22 protein-coding genes and 1 pseudogene are annotated in these 19,540 nt (G+C 34.8%); all 23 read left to right on the top strand.

What is annotated here, in order from left to right:
* Positions 1-38 precede the first annotated feature (38 nt).
* The gene (locus tag QM409_RS01285) at positions 39-272 is read left to right on the top strand and encodes a DUF5965 family protein (RefSeq protein ID WP_000152419.1); all 234 of its coding nucleotides are present in this window, start codon (positions 39-41) and stop codon (positions 270-272) included.
* Complete coding sequence (locus tag QM409_RS01280) at positions 269-652, top strand: DUF5945 family protein (protein ID WP_002933294.1); 384 nt, start codon at positions 269-271, stop codon at positions 650-652. Before QM409_RS01285 ends, QM409_RS01280 begins: the two co-directional genes overlap by 4 nt.
* A 37-nt stretch (positions 653-689) precedes the next feature.
* Complete coding sequence (locus QM409_RS01275; RefSeq protein WP_000494442.1) at positions 690-962, top strand: hypothetical protein; 273 nt, start codon at positions 690-692, stop codon at positions 960-962.
* 67 nt (positions 963-1,029) lie between these two features.
* Entirely contained in the window at positions 1,030-1,506 is a 477-nt protein-coding gene (gene pezA / locus QM409_RS01270) for a type II toxin-antitoxin system antitoxin PezA (RefSeq protein ID WP_000579598.1), read from the top strand.
* Positions 1,506-2,276 (top strand): type II toxin-antitoxin system toxin PezT, encoded by a 771-nt coding sequence (pezT, locus tag QM409_RS01265; RefSeq protein ID WP_268707384.1) that lies wholly within the window; start codon positions 1,506-1,508, stop codon positions 2,274-2,276. The genes pezA and pezT overlap by 1 nt, the downstream gene beginning before the upstream one ends.
* A gap of 227 nt (positions 2,277-2,503) precedes the next feature.
* Complete coding sequence (locus tag QM409_RS01260) at positions 2,504-3,187, top strand: LexA family transcriptional regulator (RefSeq protein ID WP_414302709.1); 684 nt, start codon at positions 2,504-2,506, stop codon at positions 3,185-3,187.
* Positions 3,188-3,189: 2 nt separating this feature from the next.
* Positions 3,190-4,605 (top strand): Y-family DNA polymerase, encoded by a 1,416-nt coding sequence (locus QM409_RS01255; protein ID WP_049499996.1) that lies wholly within the window; start codon positions 3,190-3,192, stop codon positions 4,603-4,605.
* Positions 4,602-4,967, top strand: coding sequence for a hypothetical protein (locus tag QM409_RS01250; RefSeq protein WP_000981955.1), 366 nt, complete (start codon positions 4,602-4,604; stop codon positions 4,965-4,967). The genes QM409_RS01255 and QM409_RS01250 overlap by 4 nt, the downstream gene beginning before the upstream one ends.
* Entirely contained in the window at positions 4,957-5,247 is a 291-nt protein-coding gene (locus QM409_RS01245) for a DUF5960 family protein (RefSeq protein ID WP_001080184.1), read from the top strand. The genes QM409_RS01250 and QM409_RS01245 overlap by 11 nt, the downstream gene beginning before the upstream one ends.
* Before the next feature lie 292 nt (positions 5,248-5,539).
* Positions 5,540-5,896 (top strand): SAG1252 family conjugative relaxosome accessory protein, encoded by a 357-nt coding sequence (locus tag QM409_RS01240; RefSeq protein ID WP_268707383.1) that lies wholly within the window; start codon positions 5,540-5,542, stop codon positions 5,894-5,896.
* A 4-nt stretch (positions 5,897-5,900) separates the two neighbouring features.
* Entirely contained in the window at positions 5,901-6,266 is a 366-nt protein-coding gene (locus QM409_RS01235) for a MobC family plasmid mobilization relaxosome protein (RefSeq protein ID WP_061706388.1), read from the top strand.
* Complete coding sequence (locus QM409_RS01230) at positions 6,253-8,082, top strand: SAG1250 family conjugative relaxase (protein ID WP_414302707.1); 1,830 nt, start codon at positions 6,253-6,255, stop codon at positions 8,080-8,082. The genes QM409_RS01235 and QM409_RS01230 overlap by 14 nt, the downstream gene beginning before the upstream one ends.
* A gap of 103 nt (positions 8,083-8,185) precedes the next feature.
* Positions 8,186-8,410, top strand: coding sequence for a helix-turn-helix domain-containing protein (locus tag QM409_RS01225; protein ID WP_414304899.1), 225 nt, complete (start codon positions 8,186-8,188; stop codon positions 8,408-8,410).
* Between the two features lie 457 nt (positions 8,411-8,867).
* The gene (locus tag QM409_RS01220) at positions 8,868-10,646 is read left to right on the top strand and encodes a recombinase family protein (RefSeq protein ID WP_414304900.1); all 1,779 of its coding nucleotides are present in this window, start codon (positions 8,868-8,870) and stop codon (positions 10,644-10,646) included.
* Positions 10,647-10,832: 186 nt separating this feature from the next.
* Positions 10,833-11,261: an aminoglycoside 6'-N-acetyltransferase gene (gene aac(6'), locus QM409_RS01215; RefSeq protein WP_049544711.1), complete on the top strand. Its 429-nt coding sequence runs from the start codon at positions 10,833-10,835 to the stop codon at positions 11,259-11,261.
* A gap of 47 nt (positions 11,262-11,308) precedes the next feature.
* Positions 11,309-11,917, top strand: a complete 609-nt coding sequence (locus QM409_RS01210; RefSeq protein ID WP_414304901.1) for a Type 1 glutamine amidotransferase-like domain-containing protein — start codon at positions 11,309-11,311, stop codon at positions 11,915-11,917.
* Positions 11,918-12,336: 419 nt separating this feature from the next.
* A complete protein-coding gene (locus tag QM409_RS01205; protein WP_414304902.1) occupies positions 12,337-12,537 on the top strand; it encodes a hypothetical protein in 201 nt (66 codons plus the stop codon).
* The gene (locus tag QM409_RS01200) at positions 12,534-12,935 is read left to right on the top strand and encodes a hypothetical protein (RefSeq protein WP_414304903.1); all 402 of its coding nucleotides are present in this window, start codon (positions 12,534-12,536) and stop codon (positions 12,933-12,935) included. Before QM409_RS01205 ends, QM409_RS01200 begins: the two co-directional genes overlap by 4 nt.
* A 588-nt stretch (positions 12,936-13,523) precedes the next feature.
* A pseudogene (locus tag QM409_RS01195) lies at positions 13,524-14,339 on the top strand (ZIP family metal transporter).
* A 14-nt stretch (positions 14,340-14,353) separates the two neighbouring features.
* A complete protein-coding gene (locus tag QM409_RS01190; protein ID WP_000076060.1) occupies positions 14,354-14,731 on the top strand; it encodes an ArsR/SmtB family transcription factor in 378 nt (125 codons plus the stop codon).
* Positions 14,700-16,787: a heavy metal translocating P-type ATPase gene (locus QM409_RS01185; RefSeq protein ID WP_308525741.1), complete on the top strand. Its 2,088-nt coding sequence runs from the start codon at positions 14,700-14,702 to the stop codon at positions 16,785-16,787. The genes QM409_RS01190 and QM409_RS01185 overlap by 32 nt, the downstream gene beginning before the upstream one ends.
* Before the next feature lie 945 nt (positions 16,788-17,732).
* On the top strand, positions 17,733-17,903 hold the full coding sequence (locus QM409_RS01180; protein ID WP_000873143.1) for a hypothetical protein: 171 nt from the start codon (positions 17,733-17,735) through the stop codon (positions 17,901-17,903).
* A gap of 385 nt (positions 17,904-18,288) precedes the next feature.
* Complete coding sequence (gene mef(A) / locus QM409_RS01175; RefSeq protein ID WP_000417519.1) at positions 18,289-19,506, top strand: macrolide efflux MFS transporter Mef(A); 1,218 nt, start codon at positions 18,289-18,291, stop codon at positions 19,504-19,506.
* Positions 19,507-19,540: the final 34 nt, after the last annotated feature.

Genomic DNA, 19,540 nt, shown 5'->3' with positions numbered 1-19,540 from the left:
GATGTTTTAGCTAATATTAGAATGAAGGAGGATTGTATATGACCATTATTGAACGCTTAGAAGAAAAGGTCACTAGGCAAGAAAGTAAGGTAGCAAGAGAGACAGAAAAACTCGCTGCTTACAAAGAGCAACTGGAGACAGCGATGTTTGCGACGTTCAAAAGGCGTCAAAGCATTAGTCACATGAGTTTTGAAGAAGCTCTTGACCATGCCTTTGGTAAAGAAAGACAATTCGATGATTCTGAATTTAGAAAGGATGAAATGAGTGAATGACAAAAGATTGGAATTTTAATCAACCATTAGAAAGTAAATCAGAAAATCAAGAAGATCCAGATAAAATTGCGGCCTTATTTGGAAATCATCAAGGAGGTAATGATGTAAATTATGAAGCAGCTTTTCAAAAGCGCAAACAAGCACCTGTGACGGAATCAAATTCTAGTTCTAAACCCAAAGTTACAGAGGTTAGAACAGGAAAAGAGACAGATATCACTACAAGTTATCAGCAACATCTTAAAAGGCTGATTGCGGATAACAATAGCGATATTCAAAGTAGTCAAAAGAAAATTGAAGAGCTACATACGTTGATCGACACAAAGAATAAAGACAATAAGAAATTGCAGTCCATTTATGATGCGATTTCCGAATTACACTAAGCAGTCTTAAAAGGCTGCTTTTTTTGAGAGGTTATAGATGTTTACAAAACTTTTTAAGAAAAACCACGACAATAGTGATGTATTTAAGAAGCTAATTCATAGACTATCTGATATGTCTGTCCAAGATCTTGAAAAAATAGACCGATTGCTAGATATCATTTTCACTCCAGATCAAGGATCAGAAGAACTAAAAACAGAAGCAACTTACAGAGAAGAAACTTTGGATGACACATTAAAAGAAGCTAAGAATCAACTTCATAAGGAACAATTGGAGAAGAATTTAGAGAGATTTAGGAAAAATAGTCAATAACGCACCAATTTTGGTGCATTATGCTTTTTTATGCTATAATTGAATTATAAAAATAAAGGAGTTTGCCATGATTGGAAAGAACATAAAATCCTTACGTAAAACACATGACTTAACACAAGACGACTTTGCCCGAATTGTAGGTATTTCACGAAATAGTCTGAGTCGTTATGAAAATGGAACGAGTTCAGTCTCTACGGAATTAATTGACATCATTTGTCAGAAGTTTAATGTATCTTATGTCGATATTGTAGGAGAAGATAAAATGCTTAATCCAGTTGAAGATTATGAATTGACTTTAAAAATTGAAATTGTGAAAGAAAGAGGTTCTAATCTATTATCTCGACTCTATCGCTATCAAGATAGTCAGGGAATTAGCATTGATGATGAATCTAATCCTTGGATTTTAATGAGTGATGATCTATCTGACTTGATTCATACGAGTATCTATTTAGTAGAAACTTTTGATGAAATAGAGAGATATAGCGGTTATTTGGATGGAATTGAACGTATGTTAGAGATATCTGAAAAACGGATGGTAGCCTAATGGAAATCCAAGATTATACCGATAGTGAATTCAAACATGCTTTAGAGCGGAACATTCGCTCACTGACAAGAGGAAAAAAGTCCAGTAAGCAACCTATAGCGATTTTGCTTGGAGGGCAAAGTGGTGCCGGTAAGACTACAATTCATCGTATTAAACAGAAAGAATTTCAAGGAAATATTGTTATCATAGATGGTGATAGTTTTCGTTCTCAGCATCCACACTATTTAGAACTGCAGCAAGAATATGGCAAAGACAGTGTTGAATACACCAAAGATTTTGCAGGAAAAATGGTAGAGTCTTTAGTAAGAGAATTGAGTCATTTGGGATACAATCTTTTGATTGAGGGAACTTTACGGACAATTGATGTTCCAAAGAAAACAGCACAACTCTTGAAAAGTAGGGGATATGAAGTACAATTAGCCTTAATTGCGACAAAGCCTGAACTGTCTTATCTGAGTACCCTTATCCGATACGAAGAACTGTACGCTATCAATCCAAATCAAGCACGCGCAACTCCAAAAGAACATCATGATTTCATTGTTAATCATCTAGTTGATAATACACGACAATTGGAAGAACTGGCTATCTTTGAAAGAATTCAAATGTATCAACGAGATAGAAGTTGTGTATATGATTCAGGAGAAAATACAACTTCAGCGGCAACCGTTCTTCATGATTTACTATTTGGAGAATGGAATCAAGTGGAGAAAGAGATGCTTAAATCTGGAGAAGAAAGATTGAAAGATTTAACTAATCGAAATGGTTTGTAGAGTTAGATTTTTAAAATAAAGTCTATTGGATCGTCAATTAAAAAATAACGATCCTTTTTTATATTCTCTATTTTCTTCTTCAAATTTTTTCAAAAGTTTTAGCATTCTTCAGTGATGATTTCTTGTAGTTTATGATTATTTTAAATCCTGGGTGTTATTAAACTCTTGATTTTTTCAAGAAGCTATGGTATTCTTTTGTTAGTTAATAAACTTACAAAGGAGAAGAGATGTTTTCACCTACTAAATTAAAAGAAAAAAGAGAGAGTCAAGGCTTATCTCAATCTCAACTTGCTTCTAGTTTAGGAATTAGTAGAGCTTCATACTTTAATTGGGAATCAGGTAAAACAAAACCGAATCAAAATAATCTAAGCAAATTGAGTGAGATTTTTAATGTAGACCCTCGATATTTTGAATCAGAGTTTGAAATAGTAGAAACCTATCTCAAGCTAACTAAAAAGAATCAAAAAGCAACACTTCATTATGCTACAGAATTGTTGAACAAACAGAATGCGAAGGTTGTAGAAATTCCTGAGCGTTTTACTTATAAAGTTTACGAAAAATTATCAGCTGGTACGGGAACAGCTTACTTTGATGATAGTAATTACGATACAGTTTATTTTAATCGTCAATTTGATTATGACTTTGCATCGTGGGTATCTGGTGTTTCTATGGAACCAACTTATAAAAATGGTTCTGTAGCCCTTATTAAGCAAACAGGATTTGACTATGACGGGGCTATCTATGCGATAGATTGGGACAGTCAAACCTTTATCAAGAAAGTTTATCGTGAAGAAAATGGGCTTAGATTAGTTTCACTCAATCGGAACTATCCAGATAAGTTTGCGCCTTATGATGAGAATCCTCGCATTATAGGGAAAATAGTTGGGAACTTTATGCCTTTAGAGGACTAAGTATGAGTTGGTTTGATTATAGTCTCGAACCTCAAAGTGACATTGCCTTTATTGATATGAAATCTTTTTACGCAAGTGTAGAATGTGTAGATAGAGGATTACACCCACTTAAGACTTCGCTTTGTGTTATGAGTCGTGCAGATAATTCTGCTGGTTTAATTCTTGCTTCCTCTCCTATGTTTAAAAAGGTCTTTGGAAAGTCGAACGTTGGACGTTCCTATGATTTACCTTTTGATGTAAAGACTCGCAAATTCTCTTATTATAATGCTAGAAAGCAAGGTTTACCGACAACGATAGATTATGTTCGTTATATAGAGGAATGGGCAAAATCAACTGTGATTGTTCCTCCGAGAATGGATACTTATATTGCTGTCAATATGGATATTCAAAAAATCTTTCAAGATTTTGCGGCATCAGACGATATCTATCCCTACTCAATTGATGAAGGATTTATTGATTTAACCAGTTCATTAAATTATTTTGTGCCTGATAAAAGTATTAGTAGGAAAGATAAATTAGATATTATTTCAGCGGCCATTCAAAAAAAGATTTGGAGAAAAACAGGAATCTATTCAACGGTAGGTATGTCTAATGCCAATCCCTTATTAGCTAAGTTGGCACTTGATAATGAAGCTAAAAAGACTCCGACAATGAGAGCCAATTGGTCCTATGAGGATGTCGAAAAGAAAGTATGGACTATTCCTAAAATGACAGATTTCTGGGGAATTGGAAATCGCATGGAGAAAAGATTACATAATTTAGGTATCTTTTCGATTAAAGAATTGGCTCAGGCTAATCCTGACTTGATTAAAAAAGAGCTTGGGATTATGGGACTAGAGTTATGGTTTCATGCCAATGGGATTGACGAAAGCAACGTTCATAAACCTTATAAGCCAAAGTCAAAAGGGATAGGGAACTCTCAAGTTTTACCAAAAGATTATATTAAACAAAGAGATATTGAGATCATACTTCGTGAGATGGCAGAACAAGTTGCAGTTAGATTGAGAAGATCTGGTAAAAAAGCAACAGTAGTTTCTATACATCTAGGCTACTCTAAAGTGGAACAAAAGCGTTCTATCAATACTCAAATGAAAATTGAACCAACTAATCAAACAGCACTACTGACAAACTACGTTTTAAAGTTATTTCACACTAAATATACTTCAGGAGCTATCAGGAATGTTGCGGTTAACTATTCTGGTTTAGTGGATGAATCCTTTGGATTGATTTCATTATTTGATGATATTGAGAAAATAGAAAAAGAAGAAAGGCTCCAGTCCGCAATCGATGCTATTCGAACAGAATTTGGGTTCACTTCACTATTGAAAGGTAATGCCCTAGATCAAGCTTCTAGAACAATTGCTAGAAGCAAACTCATTGGTGGTCATTCAGCTGGAGGATTAGATGGACTAAAATGATGAATCGTTCTTATTTACCTTTTGAGTCTGCCCGAGTATATCAGGATCGTGGCATGGCTAAGTGGATGGGCTTCTTTTTATCAGAACATTCCAGTTCTCTTTGGGCAGAAAAAAATAAAGAAGATATCTCCATTTCCCTATCATTGGAAGAGAAAGTTCTATTTGTTCGTCAACTTTATACGAATGTATTCCCTGCAACTTTTGTTTTTAAGTTTTCTAATCAAAGAAAAGTAGTATCAGGTATTGTTAAAGAGATTGGAAAAGAGTTTATATCTATAAAATCAGACACTGGTTTTCTTCGATTAAAATGGGAAGATATACTCGATATACAGATAGAAGGGGAGGAATTACATGAATCGTAAAGAATTATATGATGATAAATTACAGCTAGATTATTTTTCAGATTCTTATTTACAGTTTGAGTCAGATTTTTACAAGTATTCAGCTTTAGATATACCATTAACATTTATCACAGATGATATTTTACGCACAATGGCTATGTCTCAAAAACATTATTTTAAACTTAACAAAAGTAAATCTTTAGACGGTCGTGATCATTACTTTGTTTTTTCTATCAAGATGAACAAAGACAGTAGTGGTATTAGACAGTATGAATATCAGAGACATTGTTTTAATTTGTAAGAGTCCGACAGGGCTCTTTTTTCTGTGATAATTTTATCAAAAAGTATTTGTTATACTTTTTTTAATTTAGATTTATCTTGGGGGTTTGGGGGCGGAGCCACCACATTGTCATATCGTTTGTTTTTTGAACCGTGAGGTTTGAAATGGCAGGCGATATGATTTTTGGGATATTGTGGACACAATATCTGAGCTCGCAAAGCCTTACAAGATGACACATTTTGTCTTTGCAAGTTTCCCGTGGTTAATACGGGGTCGGGGATTGTCCAACCATTGATGAAAGTGAGGAAATAGTATGTCAGAACAATACAGAGACATTCGCAAAGAGGTTAATTTAACTGCAAATGAATTGGAAATGATTGAAGTGATAATGAAAAATAAGGGATTTGAACATTTTTCGCCCTTTGCTCGAAATAAATTGCTGGAGGAAGAGTTTGAAATGACTGCTGAAAAGTGGTTTGCCCTCTGGCAATCCCAAAAACTAGAACAAATCAGTCGTGACGTTCATGATGTTTTAATATTGGCACAGTGCGAACATCAAGTTACCCAAGATCATGTATCTATTCTCTTAACCTGCGTACAGGAGTTGATTAAAGAAGTTGGAAACTCCATTCCCCTCAGCCAAGACTTCCGTGATAAATACATGAGGTGAGTACATGGAACATCGTTACCGAACCAATCTCAAGAAAGTGTTTCTGTCTGATAGCGAATTGAGTCAGTTGAAACATTGTATCGACCAAAGCGGTTGTCAATCTTTTTCAGAATATGCTCGACGAACCCTACTTGACCCTGGCATGAATTTCATCACCATTGATACAACTGGTTATCAAGATTTGATTTTTGAATTAAAAAGAATAGGAAATAATATTAATCAAATAGCCAGAAGCATAAATTATTCGAATTTAATAACGGAAGTTGAGTTAAATGAATTGAGAAAAGGTATAGAAGAGTTAATAGTAGAAGTGGAGAAAGATTTTCTTATTCAATCTGAAAAATTGAGGAAATTTTATGGTCATCACTAAACACTTTGCGATTCATGGAAAAAATTATCGTAGTAAACTAATCAAATATATTTTGAATCCAAGTAAAACAAAAAATCTAGCACTAGTTTCAGATTTTGGTATGAGAAATTATTTAGATTTTCCTAGTTATAAAGAACTAGTGAAGATGTACAATGATAATTTTTTAAGTAATGATGGTCTTTATGAATTTCGTCATGATAGGCAAGAAGTAAATCAACGAAAAATTCATTCTCATCATATCATTCAGTCTTTTTCTCCAGATGACCATCTTACTCCCGAACAAATCAATCGGATTGGTTATGAGACAGTTAAAGAGTTGACAGGAGGTAGATTTCGTTTTATCGTAGCAACACATGTCGATAAAGGTCATATCCACAATCACATCATTTTAAATTCAATTGATCAGAATTCTGATAAAAAGTTTCTATGGAATTATAAGTCAGAACGTAATCTACGAATGGTTTCAGATCGTCTCTCAAAAATTGCAGGTGCAAAGATTATAGAAAATCGTTATTCGCATCGTCAGTATGAAGTTTATCGAAAAACCAATTACAAATATGAAATAAAACAACGAGTATATTTTCTAATAGAGAACTCGAAAAATTTTGAAGATTTCAGGAAAAAAGCAAAAGCTTTACATTTAAAAATTGATTTTAGACACAAGCATGTTACTTTTTTTATGACTGATTCAAATATGAAACAAGTCATACGTGATGATAAATTGAATAGAAAACAACCTTATAATGAAACTAATTTTAAGCAAAAGTTTGTTCAAAGGGAAATTATAAACATCTTAGAATTTCTACTTCCGAAAATGAAGAATATGAATGAATTGATTCAACAAGCAGAATTTTTTGACTTAAAAATAATTCCGAAAGAAAAACATGTTCTATTTGAATTTAATGGGATTAAGCTTTCAGAACAGGAATTGGGAAAAACGAATCAGTACAGTGTTAGTTATTTTCAAGACTATTTTAATAACAAAAATGAAACTTTTGTCTTAGATAATAAAAATTTAGTTGAACTTTACAATAAAGAAAAGCTAATTAAAGAAAAAGAGTTGCCGACAGAAGAGGTGTTATGGAAATCCTATCAAGATTTCAAGAGAAATAGGGATACTGTTCATGAGTTTGAAGTAGAGTTGAATCTTAATCAAATAGAAGAAGTAGTAGACGATGGAATTTACATTAAGGTACAGTTTGGTATCCGACAAGAAGGACTTATTTTTGTACCAAATATTCAAATCAATATGGAAGAAGAAAAAGTTAAAGTATTTCTCAGAGAAACTAGTTCTTACTATGTATATCATAAAGATTCAGCAGAAAAAAATCGCTTTATGAAAGGTAAAACTTTGATTAGGCAATTTAATGTTCAGTATGAACCGCAGTATATGTATAGAAGAATTCCTCTTAGCAAAATTAAAGAAAAAATAGAACAATTAGATTTTCTTATATCTGAGGAAAATAGTCCGAATGATTTTGAAGATATAACAAATGATTTCATTGCCCAAATATCATATCTAGAGAATATGATTGAACAAGTTCAAAATAAAATTAATGATTTAACTAATTTAGAAGAAGTATTGTTGAATGATACGACAAATAGTTCTAGCAATTTAGAAAATAGTATTCAAGGTAAAAGTTCAGTAGATATAATAGAGAAGGATTTATACTTCTATAAAGGAAGAATTGAAAAACTGAAGGAACAACATAGAGAAGCAATAAATTTATTTGAAATGTTTAATAAAACAATAAAGAAATATAAGAAAAAACAAAATATGAAATCTATTGAGGAAAATGAGATACATTTAGAGTAAACAGTTTCCTAAAAAGTATATATAGAATAGTTTCATGTGCCAATTTGTCACATATTTAAAAATAAGAAAATAACTATATTATACTAGTTTTAGGAGACAACAAATGTTGAAAAGGATTAGAGATTTACGTGAAGATGATGATTTGACACAAGAATATATTGCGAAAATCGTTTTGAATTGTACAAGATCATCTTATTCTAAAATGGAAGCTGGTAGCAGGCTAATCTCTATAAATGACCTTATCAAACTTGCAGATTTTTATAAGGTGAGTCTAGACTACCTTGTAGGTCGAGTGGATAATAAAGAAGACCATTACTTCAAAAAGTAGTAGGTTAAGAAAGCACATTGACAATTGAATAGTCCAAAATGGTAGTTTCCTCATTTGTGGAGCAGTTTTGAATGGCTCGCCATGATAAGAGCGATATTAAAACCATCAATAAAATAGAGCGATACTTTATATGCCATGATACAAATGATATACAATGATACTTCTGACCGTTCAGGCTGCCAACGTAAAAGAGCAGCAAGTGAAATTCTTATGATGACTTCATCAGTCATGCCATGGAGGAGATTGATAAAAGATAAAAGGGAAGTGATTTTTTGAAATCAAATTTAGAAAATTATATAGTCGAGCTAGAGATGCTAAATCTATTATTCTTAAAAAAACTTATTAGCGAAAAAGAATATGAAAAAATAAAGCTGAAACTGCGTAAAATATACACAAATTAGCTGACCTTTTTTATTGGTTGCGGTAAAATAAATGCAGAGAAATAGGAGGTTAAGCCATGTCAAACAACGTTGAAATTATAAAAGCAAATCCTTTAGTAACTAGAAGAAATGATAATAGTGGTTCTTTATCGAGGAGAGTAGCAGCATATTGTCGTGTTAGTTCCGATAGTGATGATCAAAAAAATAGCTATGATTCTCAAGTTCGTCATTATAGAGAGTATATATCACAGCACCAAGATTGGATTTTGGTTGACATTTATGCTGATGAAGGGATTTCAGGAACTCAAGTTGGAAAAAGACAAGATTTTCAAAGATTGATTTCAGATTGCCTTGATGGAAAAATAGACTATATCATTACCAAAGCCATTGCTCGCTTTGCTAGAAATACATTAGATACTCTCAAATATGTTCGTTTGCTCAAAGATAAACAAATTGGTGTATTTTTCGAAGAAGAAAATATTGATACTTTAACTATGGATGGTGAGTTACTATTGACGATATTAAGTTCAGTGGCTCAACAGGAAGTTGAAAATACATCTGCCCATGTTAAAAAGGGTTTAAAAATGAAGATGCAACGTGGAGAACTTATTGGTTTTCAAGGTTGTCTTGGTTATGACTATAATCAAGATACAAAGTCGATATCAATAAATGAAAAAGAAGCCAAGATAGTACGTTATATTTTTGAACGATACATTGATGGTATTGGGGGTAGGGCAATAGCTAGAGAACTTGATGAACTAGGTTATAAAACTCCGAGAGGTCTTGATCACTGGCAAGATACAACAGTTTTAGGAATTATTAAAAACGAGAAGTATAAAGGTGATATTCTAATGGGAAAAACTTTCACTGTTGACCCCATTAGTAAGAGACGTTTAATAAATTTCGGTGAAGAAGATAAATACTACATTAAAAATAATCATGATGCGATAATTAGTCCAGAAATTTTTACACAGGCGCAAGAAATTCGATTACGGAGATCAGGAAACAAAAAAACCATAGCAAATATAAAAGGTAAACGAGAAAGATATTCAAGAATGTACCCTTTTAGCAGTAGATTAGAATGTGGTTTTTGTGGTACTGTTCTGTCTAGAAGAAGTTGGCACTCTAGTTCAGAGTACAAAAAGATTATTTGGCACTGTACAACATCTATAAAGAGAGGTAAAAAGTATTGCACTCATAGTAAAGGAATAGAGGAAAAAGCAATAGAAAATGCTTTTTTACAGAGCTACCAACAGTTGTTTTATGAAAATAATAACCTAACTGAAGACTTTCTTGAAATTATAAAAGAAGAGCTTACTGATGATACCTTAAAAGTGGAGTTGACAAAGATAGTTAGTAAATTAAATTCGTTGTACAAAAAAGAAGAAAAATTAGTTTCAATGAATCTAGATGGAAAAATAAGTGATTCTGTATATGAAGATAAATTCAATCAAATACAAATTGAGAAAGAAAAACTTTTAGAAGAAAAAGTAAACTTAGAAGTAACTTTAAAATCAGAAGTTGATATAAAAAGTAGATTAGAGAATTTTAAAGAAATTTTAACTTCACAAAAAACTTTGACGGAGTTTGACAAGGATATTTTTGAAAGTATCGTTGAAAAAATAATAGTAGGCGGAATAAATTCTGATGGAGAAATTGATCCAGCAATGTTAACTATAATTTTTAAAACGGGAGATTCTTCGACTAAAGATGCAAAATCTTACAAATCTAAAAGAAAGAATGCTAAAATAGATAATGATAAATTGTGTTTTAATTCCGTAACCGATGAAGAAAAAAAGTGTACAAATAAAGAAAACAACGCACGTCGAATGTGTAAGCTTGTTGGAGAAACGTAGTTAATCCTCAAAAGATTCCCCAAACCTTTTGAGTCAAGTAGACGCATCATGTTGAGGCAGCATCACTGCTTGTACGATCTGAGACAGTCGAAAAGTAGAAGGGGATGGTATTGGTATCAATCAATGAGTAACAAAGTAACAGCATGATTCGAAACATTTGCTTGTAATTTGCGGAGGAACATCAATATGGATGGAATAACAAAAGATTCTATAAAAACGGCTAAACTAATGAAACAATTATGGCCCCAATTGACCAATAAAGAAGCTATTGATGAAGTTAAAAAATATACGAATGGCAAAAATACTGCAATTTTTACTGAAGTTGAAGGTGACACAATTGTAGGTCTAGCACTATGTTCACTCAGATTTGATTACGTTGAAGGTTGTAAATATAGTCCTGTTGGATTCTTAGAAGGGATTATTGTCGACGAGGAATATCGTTTAAAGGATATTGCTAAAAATCTCTGTACAAAATGTGAGGAATGGGCGAAAAATAAAGGATGTAAGGAATTTGCAAGTGACTGTACTTTAACGAATACGGATTCTATAAGATTTCATCTCAATATTGGATTTCAGGAGGCAAATAGAATTATTCATTTTAAGAAGAAATTATAATTTCAGAACGTAGTCAAAATTTATGTATCTTTAGAAAGTGTGAAAGATTGGACGAACAAATTTTTTTGATGGGTGGGAATCCCCCAATAAAGAAACATAGCATTGTTGATAAAATTGTATTATCAAGCAAGATTGAAAGAATTGTTATTTTTACAGCTTTTCGAGATAATTGGCAACCCTATATGAAAAAGTACACGGAAGTTTTTCAAAGTCATTTTCCTAATTTAAACGTTGATTACTTGCTTCTGGACACTGAGCAGATTGATTTTGATAGCTATCTAGATGCTGATCTAATTATCATCGGTGGTGGAAATACGGAAAAATATATAGCTACTTATGTCAATCAGGAGTTCAAAAATTATATCGAGCTTATGCTGAAAAAAGGTACAAAAGTTATAGGGTTCTCTGCAGGAGCCCTATTATTAGGAGAAAAAGTCTATGTTTCACCTAATGATAATTCAGATCATCAGATAAAGATAAAAAATGGATTAGAAGTCTTTAGTCAGTTTTTAATTAGTGTCCATTATGATTCATGGAATGATAAAGCAAATAAGGATAGAGCTGAAGAACTCGTTAATGTTCCCATAATTCCACTAAATGATTATTCCTGTCTTGTATTGGATAAACTTGGAAATATCATAGAGAAAATTGACTAGTTTTAATCATGCGAATCTGAATCTACGAAACTCAAGTATTGACGAAATGAATAATGAAAAGCCTTGATTGTAAGGCTTTTTGTATTGAGGTGGGGAAGTATTATAGTGAGAGTTCAAGTTGAGTGTATTGATGTGACAGCTTGATAGGCTGTCATTCTATTTTCATAAACCCTAGGGAGTACGTGTTTGTTTTCATTGAAAAGGAGTTTTAGAGGAAGAAACATAGTTAACAGACATGAATAAATTATTGAAATGCTTCTATTACTACCAATATTTTCTGTTCCGAATGTGGTTCAGCATAAGGAACTGAGGTAGATTTATAAGAAACTATGACTGGGAAGTTGCAGTCTTTTTAGGAGTTTAATGGTATAATGAGATTATAAATGTGGATATTGTTTAAATTCTCTGGAGAATGCATAATGTTGAATTTAGTAAAAGGTCACCAAGTTAGCTTGGTAGAAAACCTGTTTGAATCATTTACAAAGTTAACTGAACATCATTTGATGGCGAATGTACACGCAGAAAAAATATTAGAGGTTTTTCAACACTTTATTGCGATTCATGATGAGCCCTTGTTTTTTATTTTGGATTGCCTGTCAGTATTGATAGAGAAAAAGTGATAGAAAAGAATATTATCAAGGAATCTCATAAGGATGTTTATTATATTGATGGTTGTTCAAGAGAGGAATGCCTAGCACTGTTGATTAGATACGGTGATTTACTTGTTAATGATGGACTAAGTAAGTTTGGATTTGGTGGGCATAAAAGTCATGATGAGATCATGCTTGATAGCTATAATGTTGTGACAATTTATAGTAAAGAACTATCGAAATTTAATGACTTTTTTGAACCTCATAATATTCAATTTGTAGAAGAACTAGTGACAGCTTGGGGAACTTTTTCTAAGACTTCACCAGGAATCTCTGAAATCTATGAAAGTAATGGAAAAACTGTTTATGATTTGCCTGTAGAATTAGCTGAATGGGGAATATACTTAGTTGAAACTCGAACCGAATAGGCATAACTATAGGTTAGAAATAGGATATTTCAGTTCCTCTAATACTCCAAATTTAACTTTAGTCAATTTGTAGAAGGAAAAGCAAGATGTAAGCACATATCGAGGTTTTGGGACTACTGGAGAAAAAGATATAGTCTACCGTTTCAGGGTTTACAAAAGGCTTGATATTAAGCCTTTTTTGAATTTTGAGTGAAGTATAAATCTAACAGTCTGAGTTGAGATAGTATTATTGATAGCAGTAATGTCTGAAATTTATTTCCACATACTCAGTGGAGGTTCAAAATGTTCCTGCATGTGAGGTGTCTGTGGGAATAGTTTTGGCCCCCCTTTTTTATTTTCAGATATCACTATGATGGTTTGTGGAACTATTTTTCTTATATGGTAGGATAGGTATCAGAGTGAGTAGAATACCCTATAGGTATGTGTTTGTTTCCATAGACTAGGAGGTAATGGGAATAAACATACCCACCTAGCTATGGGGATTTCTCATAGCTTTTTTACTTTCTTCCTTAACAATTGAGCAACTGTTCAACTATAATGGTAATAGTTGAACAGTTGCTCAACTATTATCGATTATTGAGGTATAAGATGTCATTTTTTTCATCTCTATCACCAGTAATGCAAGCTTTATTAGCTGGCTTATTCACCTGTTTTGTACCATTATCGGTGCTAGTTTGGTCTTTTTTGTCAAAACCATTCATCAAAAATTCATGGATATGATGATGGGCTTGGCAGCGGGTATTATGACGGCAGCTGCAGTCTGGTCTTTGCTTGTCCTTTCATTTGGCTATAGCCAGTCAATGGCTGCAAACAGATTTTACTGGTTGCCGACGGCTGTTGGTTTTTATTGTCGGGGGCTTAATTATCCGCTTTATTGATTATTTGGTTCCCCACCTGCATTTGAATCAACAGATGAGTGATAAGGAAGGGATTTTGAATCCCCAAAGACCCTTATCAAAGACCATGCTGCTTTATCTGGCGGTAGTGATTCATAATATACCAGAGGGCTTAGCAGTTGGTGTGGCAAATGCCACAACTGGACTTTCCTTTACGTGGATGAGTGCCCTTGGATTAGCCTTGTGAATTGGTATCCAAAATATTCCAGAAGGCTCTGCCTTGTCCTTGCCGCTACGGGCAGAAGGGCGAAGTAGGAAATCAGCTTTCTACTATGGCGCCATGTCAGCGATTGTTGAGCCGATTGCAGTTGTTTTAGGGGCCTATGCTGTTATGTCTATGCCCCAGCTACTATCTTATGCTCTCTCATTTGCGGCAGGAGCCATGATTTATGTTGTAGTGGAAAAACTTGTGCCAGGTGCTCAAGAACACAAGAATACCGATATTGCAACAGGTGAGTTTATGGACGGATTTCTAATTATGATGTTACTTGATACAACTTTAGGATAGGAGGAATACAAAATATGTCACAGTGTTTAACAGCTTGTAATCCAGATTTAATTCAAGGGGTCCATGAGACGGAGTTTGATACCGTTACATTGCTAAATATGTCCAATTTTTTTAAGGCGATTTCTGATCCAACTCGTTTGCGGATTTTACAAGCAGTACGGCAAAAAACAATTTGTGTCGGAGACTTAGCGATTGCGTTACAGATGACCAAATCTGCTATTTCTCACCAACTACGCTATCTGCGGGACTGCCAATTGGTCAAGGGGGAGAAAAAAGGAAAGATGACCTATTATGAACTTGCGGATAATCATGTCGCATCAGTCTTGTCTTTGACACTGAAGCATTTGAAGGAGGAAAAACATGAAGAAAGAGTATGTACTTCGGGGAATTGACTGTGGCAATTGTGCTGCTAAGATTGAACGTGCTGTCAATCAATTGGAGCAGGTAGAATCTGCCACTGTCAATCTGATAGCTCAAAAGCTGACTTTGGAAACAAAAAGCGAAGATGGGATAGATAAGGAAATTATTGACTTAGTAGATGCTATTGAACCTGGAATCGAAGTGATCAGTGAGAAAAAGGAAGAGGCACTTCCAGAAAAACGAGATTGGGCGAAAGAGCTGCTACTTGCTGTTACGATTCTATTTGCCTTCGGCTTTTTCCTGCCAGAGGAGTATTTCTGGATTCGTCTGGTCTATTATCTGACCCTATATATCATTATCGGTCATAAGGTTCTTATCAAGATGGTTCAAAATATTCAACGTGGCAATATTTTTGATGAAAACTTTTTGATGAGTATCGCGACCTTAGGAGCCTTTCTCTTGGGAGAATTTCCAGAGGCAGTAGCCGTCATGCTTTTTTATCAGATTGGGGAGTATTTCCAAGACAAGGCCACCTCTCAATCTCGTCAGTCCATTGCACAATTGATGGATATTCGGTCGGTTAAGGCTTGGAGACTAGAGGGGGGAGAAGCCGTTCAAGTAGACCCTGAAACAGTAAGGGTTGCGGACCATATTTTAGTTAAGCCTGGGGAGAAGGTGCCCCTAGATGGTCTGGTCAGAAAAGGTCGTTCTATTCTGGATACGTCAGCCTTGACAGGAGAATCACTGCCTAGGGAAATTGGCGTTGGTGAGGACATTACAAGTGGTGTGATCAATTTGACTAGTCCATTGGTAATTGAAGTGAGAAAGACTTTTTCGCAATCAACGGTCAACAAAATTTTGGAATTAGTTGAAAATGCAAGCAATAAAAAAGCGGAGACGGAACGGATGATCACACGTTTTTCGCGTGTGTATACACCAGTGGTTGTCGGAATCGCTTTTCTGCTTGCAAGCCTGCCTCCCTTGCTTGGTTTAGGGGAGTGGTCGACTTGGCTTTATCGGGCACTTACCTTTTTAGTCATTTCTTGCCCTTGCGCTCTTGCGGTTTCGGTACCAATGAGTTTCTTTGGCGGGCTAGGGGGAGCATCTAAATTAGGTGTCTTAGTGAAAGGTGGAAATTATTTAGAGGCTCTTGCCAAGTTGGATACGGTCGTATTTGATAAGACGGGGACAATTACAAAAGGTATCTTTGCGGTAGATACCGTTGTCAACGCAGAAGGTATCGAGGATAATATTCTGTACCTCGCTGCCCATTTGGAAAGCTATTCCAATCATCCAATCGCAAACTCGATTCGAACAGCCTATGGACAGGAAGTGGACGAGAATAGGGTGAGTCAGATTACCGAGCTACCAGGGCAGGGCATGTCCGGTAGGATAGATGGCAGACAGCTCTATCTTGGGAATGCTAGATTAATGGAAGTTCAAGGGATTGCTTATCCAGCTATTGACAGCACAGGAACAGTTCTCTATTTGGCAGAGGACAGTCACTTTTTAGGCTATTTCCTTATCACAGACCAAGTGAAGGAGACGAGCATCGAGGCCTTGAAGGATTTACAGGCGGTCGGAATTAAAAAAACGGTTCTCCTTTCAGGTGATCGTCAGGCAGTGGTTGATGAATTTGCACAGCAATTTGCCTTCAATGATGCATTTGGAGATTGCTTGCCTCAGGATAAGGTGAGTACATTTGAGGAAATTCTGACTCAGTCTCAGCAGGCTGTTGCCTTTGTTGGAGATGGAGTGAATGATGCACCGGTTCTTGCTAGGGCAGATGTTGGTATTGCTATGGGAGGGCTAGGTTCGGACGCAGCCATTGAATCAGCAGATGTTGTACTGATGGATGATGACCTTGGAAAACTTCCTCAAGTCATTCGACTGGCTAAAAAGACAGTCAGAATAGCTCGGCAAAACATGACCTTGGCTATTGTAGTTAAACTAATTTTCTTGGTTCTAAGTGGATTGGGAATTTCTAATATGTGGGAGGCAATCTTTGCAGATGTTGGTGTAACGCTACTGGCAGTATGTAATGCATTGAGGACCTTGAGGATAGATACCTCCACTTTGTCAAAGTAAGTGAACAAACAGAGCGATATACAAGTTTTTGTATAATCGCTTTTTTAAACTATGATATGGGCTTTAACGATTTTAACCTAAATCTAGTAACCGTTGAACGTGCATCAATAGAACACACTATGACCATCAACAAGAACTACGTTACTTTCATTAAGGGTATTTTCTGGTAAATTTCAAAAATAAAACCTTGATTTTGCGCCATTTCTTTTTTTCCTTCCCGAAGGCGCGGGAGTACACCCCTTTTGTTAAGGATTTATCCCTTTTTAAATAAAAATAATACAAGTAGGACACTTCTAAAAGTGATCTACTTTTTTTAAATATTTTCATTCTAAAGTTTAATTTTAAACAACAACTCTATCACTTTCGTTATATAATATAGATGTTGACTAACTCCACATGTTGAGGCGGTAAGTTTGCTAGTCAAGGAGTAAAACGACGAAGATTAGCATTTACTTCCGCCCATGCGATAGCTGTCCGTGATTGACAAGTGCTAGCACGCAGACAGAACGGAGATAGCGAACCGCTGAGTGTGTCGCTCTGCTCGTAAAAGCTTAGAAACCTTTGAACGAAAGGGATAATGAAAGCCTTGATTGCAAGGCTTTTTGCTTTATGGTGGGTAAGTATCAGAGTGAGAAAATTTTTGGAATGAGTAGAAGTGATAGCTAGAAATTATCAGTTTCTATTTCCATTTACCCTGTGGGTACGTGTTTGTTTCCATTGACAAGGAGTTTGTGGGAATAGAAATGTACCCACCTTGTTTGAATCAAGTGAAGTGTAGTTGAAGGAAATCTGTTGAAAGCAATACTTCATTTTACCGAATAAGTAATAATTTAGGCAACTTCAAATCGATTAAAAAAAACTATTTTAAAGGTTAAGAGTAGACAAAAATTGTCCACTCTTTTTTGCAAACTCAATTTATCAATAAATGAAATGAGGGAATGTAAAATGAAATATTTTGAGGTTGAGTTAGAAAATCCTGATGAATTTTTAAAACTACAAACAGAAGATTTTGTGAAAGCTAATCGCTTGCTACTAAGGAAGATAATCCAGAGCGTTACAGTCTATGAAGAAAACTTCGTCATATCCTTTAAATCTGGCATCGAATTGGAAGTATGAGTCTCATTCCATAACTTTTATATTGAACATATCATCTTGTTGTGTTATACTATAAATTGATATAAACAAAGATGTAGGAGGAACCGAAACTATGACAGCCTCAATGCGTTTAAGATAAGCTGGCAATAAAAAAAGCAGAATCTATACCCGATGATAGGCTTTTTTGTTGTGCTTATTTATACGATATTGAGCATTCATTAGTTACGGTGAGGATATTGGTTATTTAACTATACCTTTATTTAACTATGTCTTTAATATGAATGTTTCCAAATTGTATGTATGCAGACCAAAAGCCACATTGTGGGGTTTGGCCTGCATTTTTTATTGCCTAGAATGCTATTCAAAATAGAAATTCAAGCAAAATAATATGCAGGAGATAATATAAATGGAAAAATACAACAATTGGAAACGAAAATTTTATGCAATATGGGCAGGGCAAGCAGTATCATTAATCACTAGTGCCATCCTGCAAATGGCGATTATTTTTTACCTTACAGAAAAAACAGGATCTGCGATGGTCTTGTCTATGGCTTCATTAGTAGGTTTTTTACCCTATGCGATTTTGGGACCTGCCATTGGTGTGCTAGTGGATCGTCATGATAGGAAGAAGATAATGATTGGTGCCGATTTAATTATCGCAGCAGCTGGTGCAGTGCTTGCTATTGTTGCATTCTGTATGGAGCTACCTGTCTGGATGATTATGATAGTATTGTTTATCCGTAGCATTGGAACAGCTTTTCATACCCCAGCACTCAATGCGGTTACACCACTTTTAGTACCAGAAGAACAGCTAACGAAATGCGCAGGCTATAGTCAGTCTTTGCAGTCTATAAGCTATATTGTTAGTCCGGCAGTTGCAGCACTCTTATACTCCGTTTGGGATTTAAATGCTATTATTGCCATCGACGTATTGGGTGCTGTGATTGCATCTATTACGGTAGCAATTGTACGTATACCTAAGCTGGGTAATCAAGTGCAAAGTTTAGAACCAAATTTCATAAGGGAGATGAAAGAAGGAGTTGTGGTTCTGAGACAAAACAAAGGATTGTTTGCCTTATTACTCTTAGGAACACTATATACTTTTGTTTATATGCCAATCAATGCACTATTTCCTTTAATAAGCATGGAACACTTTAATGGAACGCCTGTGCATATTTCTATTACGGAAATTTCCTTTGCATTTGGGATGCTAGCAGGAGGCTTATTATTAGGAAGATTAGGGGGCTTCGAAAAGCATGTATTACTAATAACAAGTTCATTTTTTATAATGGGGACCAGTTTAGCCGTTTCGGGAATACTTCCTCCAAATGGATTTGTAATATTCGTAGTTTGCTGTGCAATAATGGGGCTTTCGGTGCCATTTTATAGCGGTGTGCAAACAGCTCTTTTTCAGGAGAAAATTAAGCCTGAATATTTAGGACGTGTATTTTCTTTGATCGGAAGTATCATGTCACTTGCTATGCCAATTGGGTTAATTCTTTCTGGATTCTTTGCTGATAAAATCGGTGTAAATCATTGGTTTTTACTATCAGGTATTTTAATTATTGGCATTGCTATAGTTTGCCAAATGATAACTGAGGTTAGAAAATTAGATTTAAAATAAACAATATTGGAGGAATATTTATGTATCTTATTTT

Origin of the sequence: Streptococcus mitis (genome assembly GCF_047465045.1) — a bacterium.
Classification (GTDB): Bacteria; Bacillota; Bacilli; order Lactobacillales; family Streptococcaceae; genus Streptococcus; species Streptococcus mitis_DT.
The sequence above is the reverse complement of the archived record's forward strand: the minus strand, read 5'-3'. Positions and strand labels throughout refer to the sequence as shown.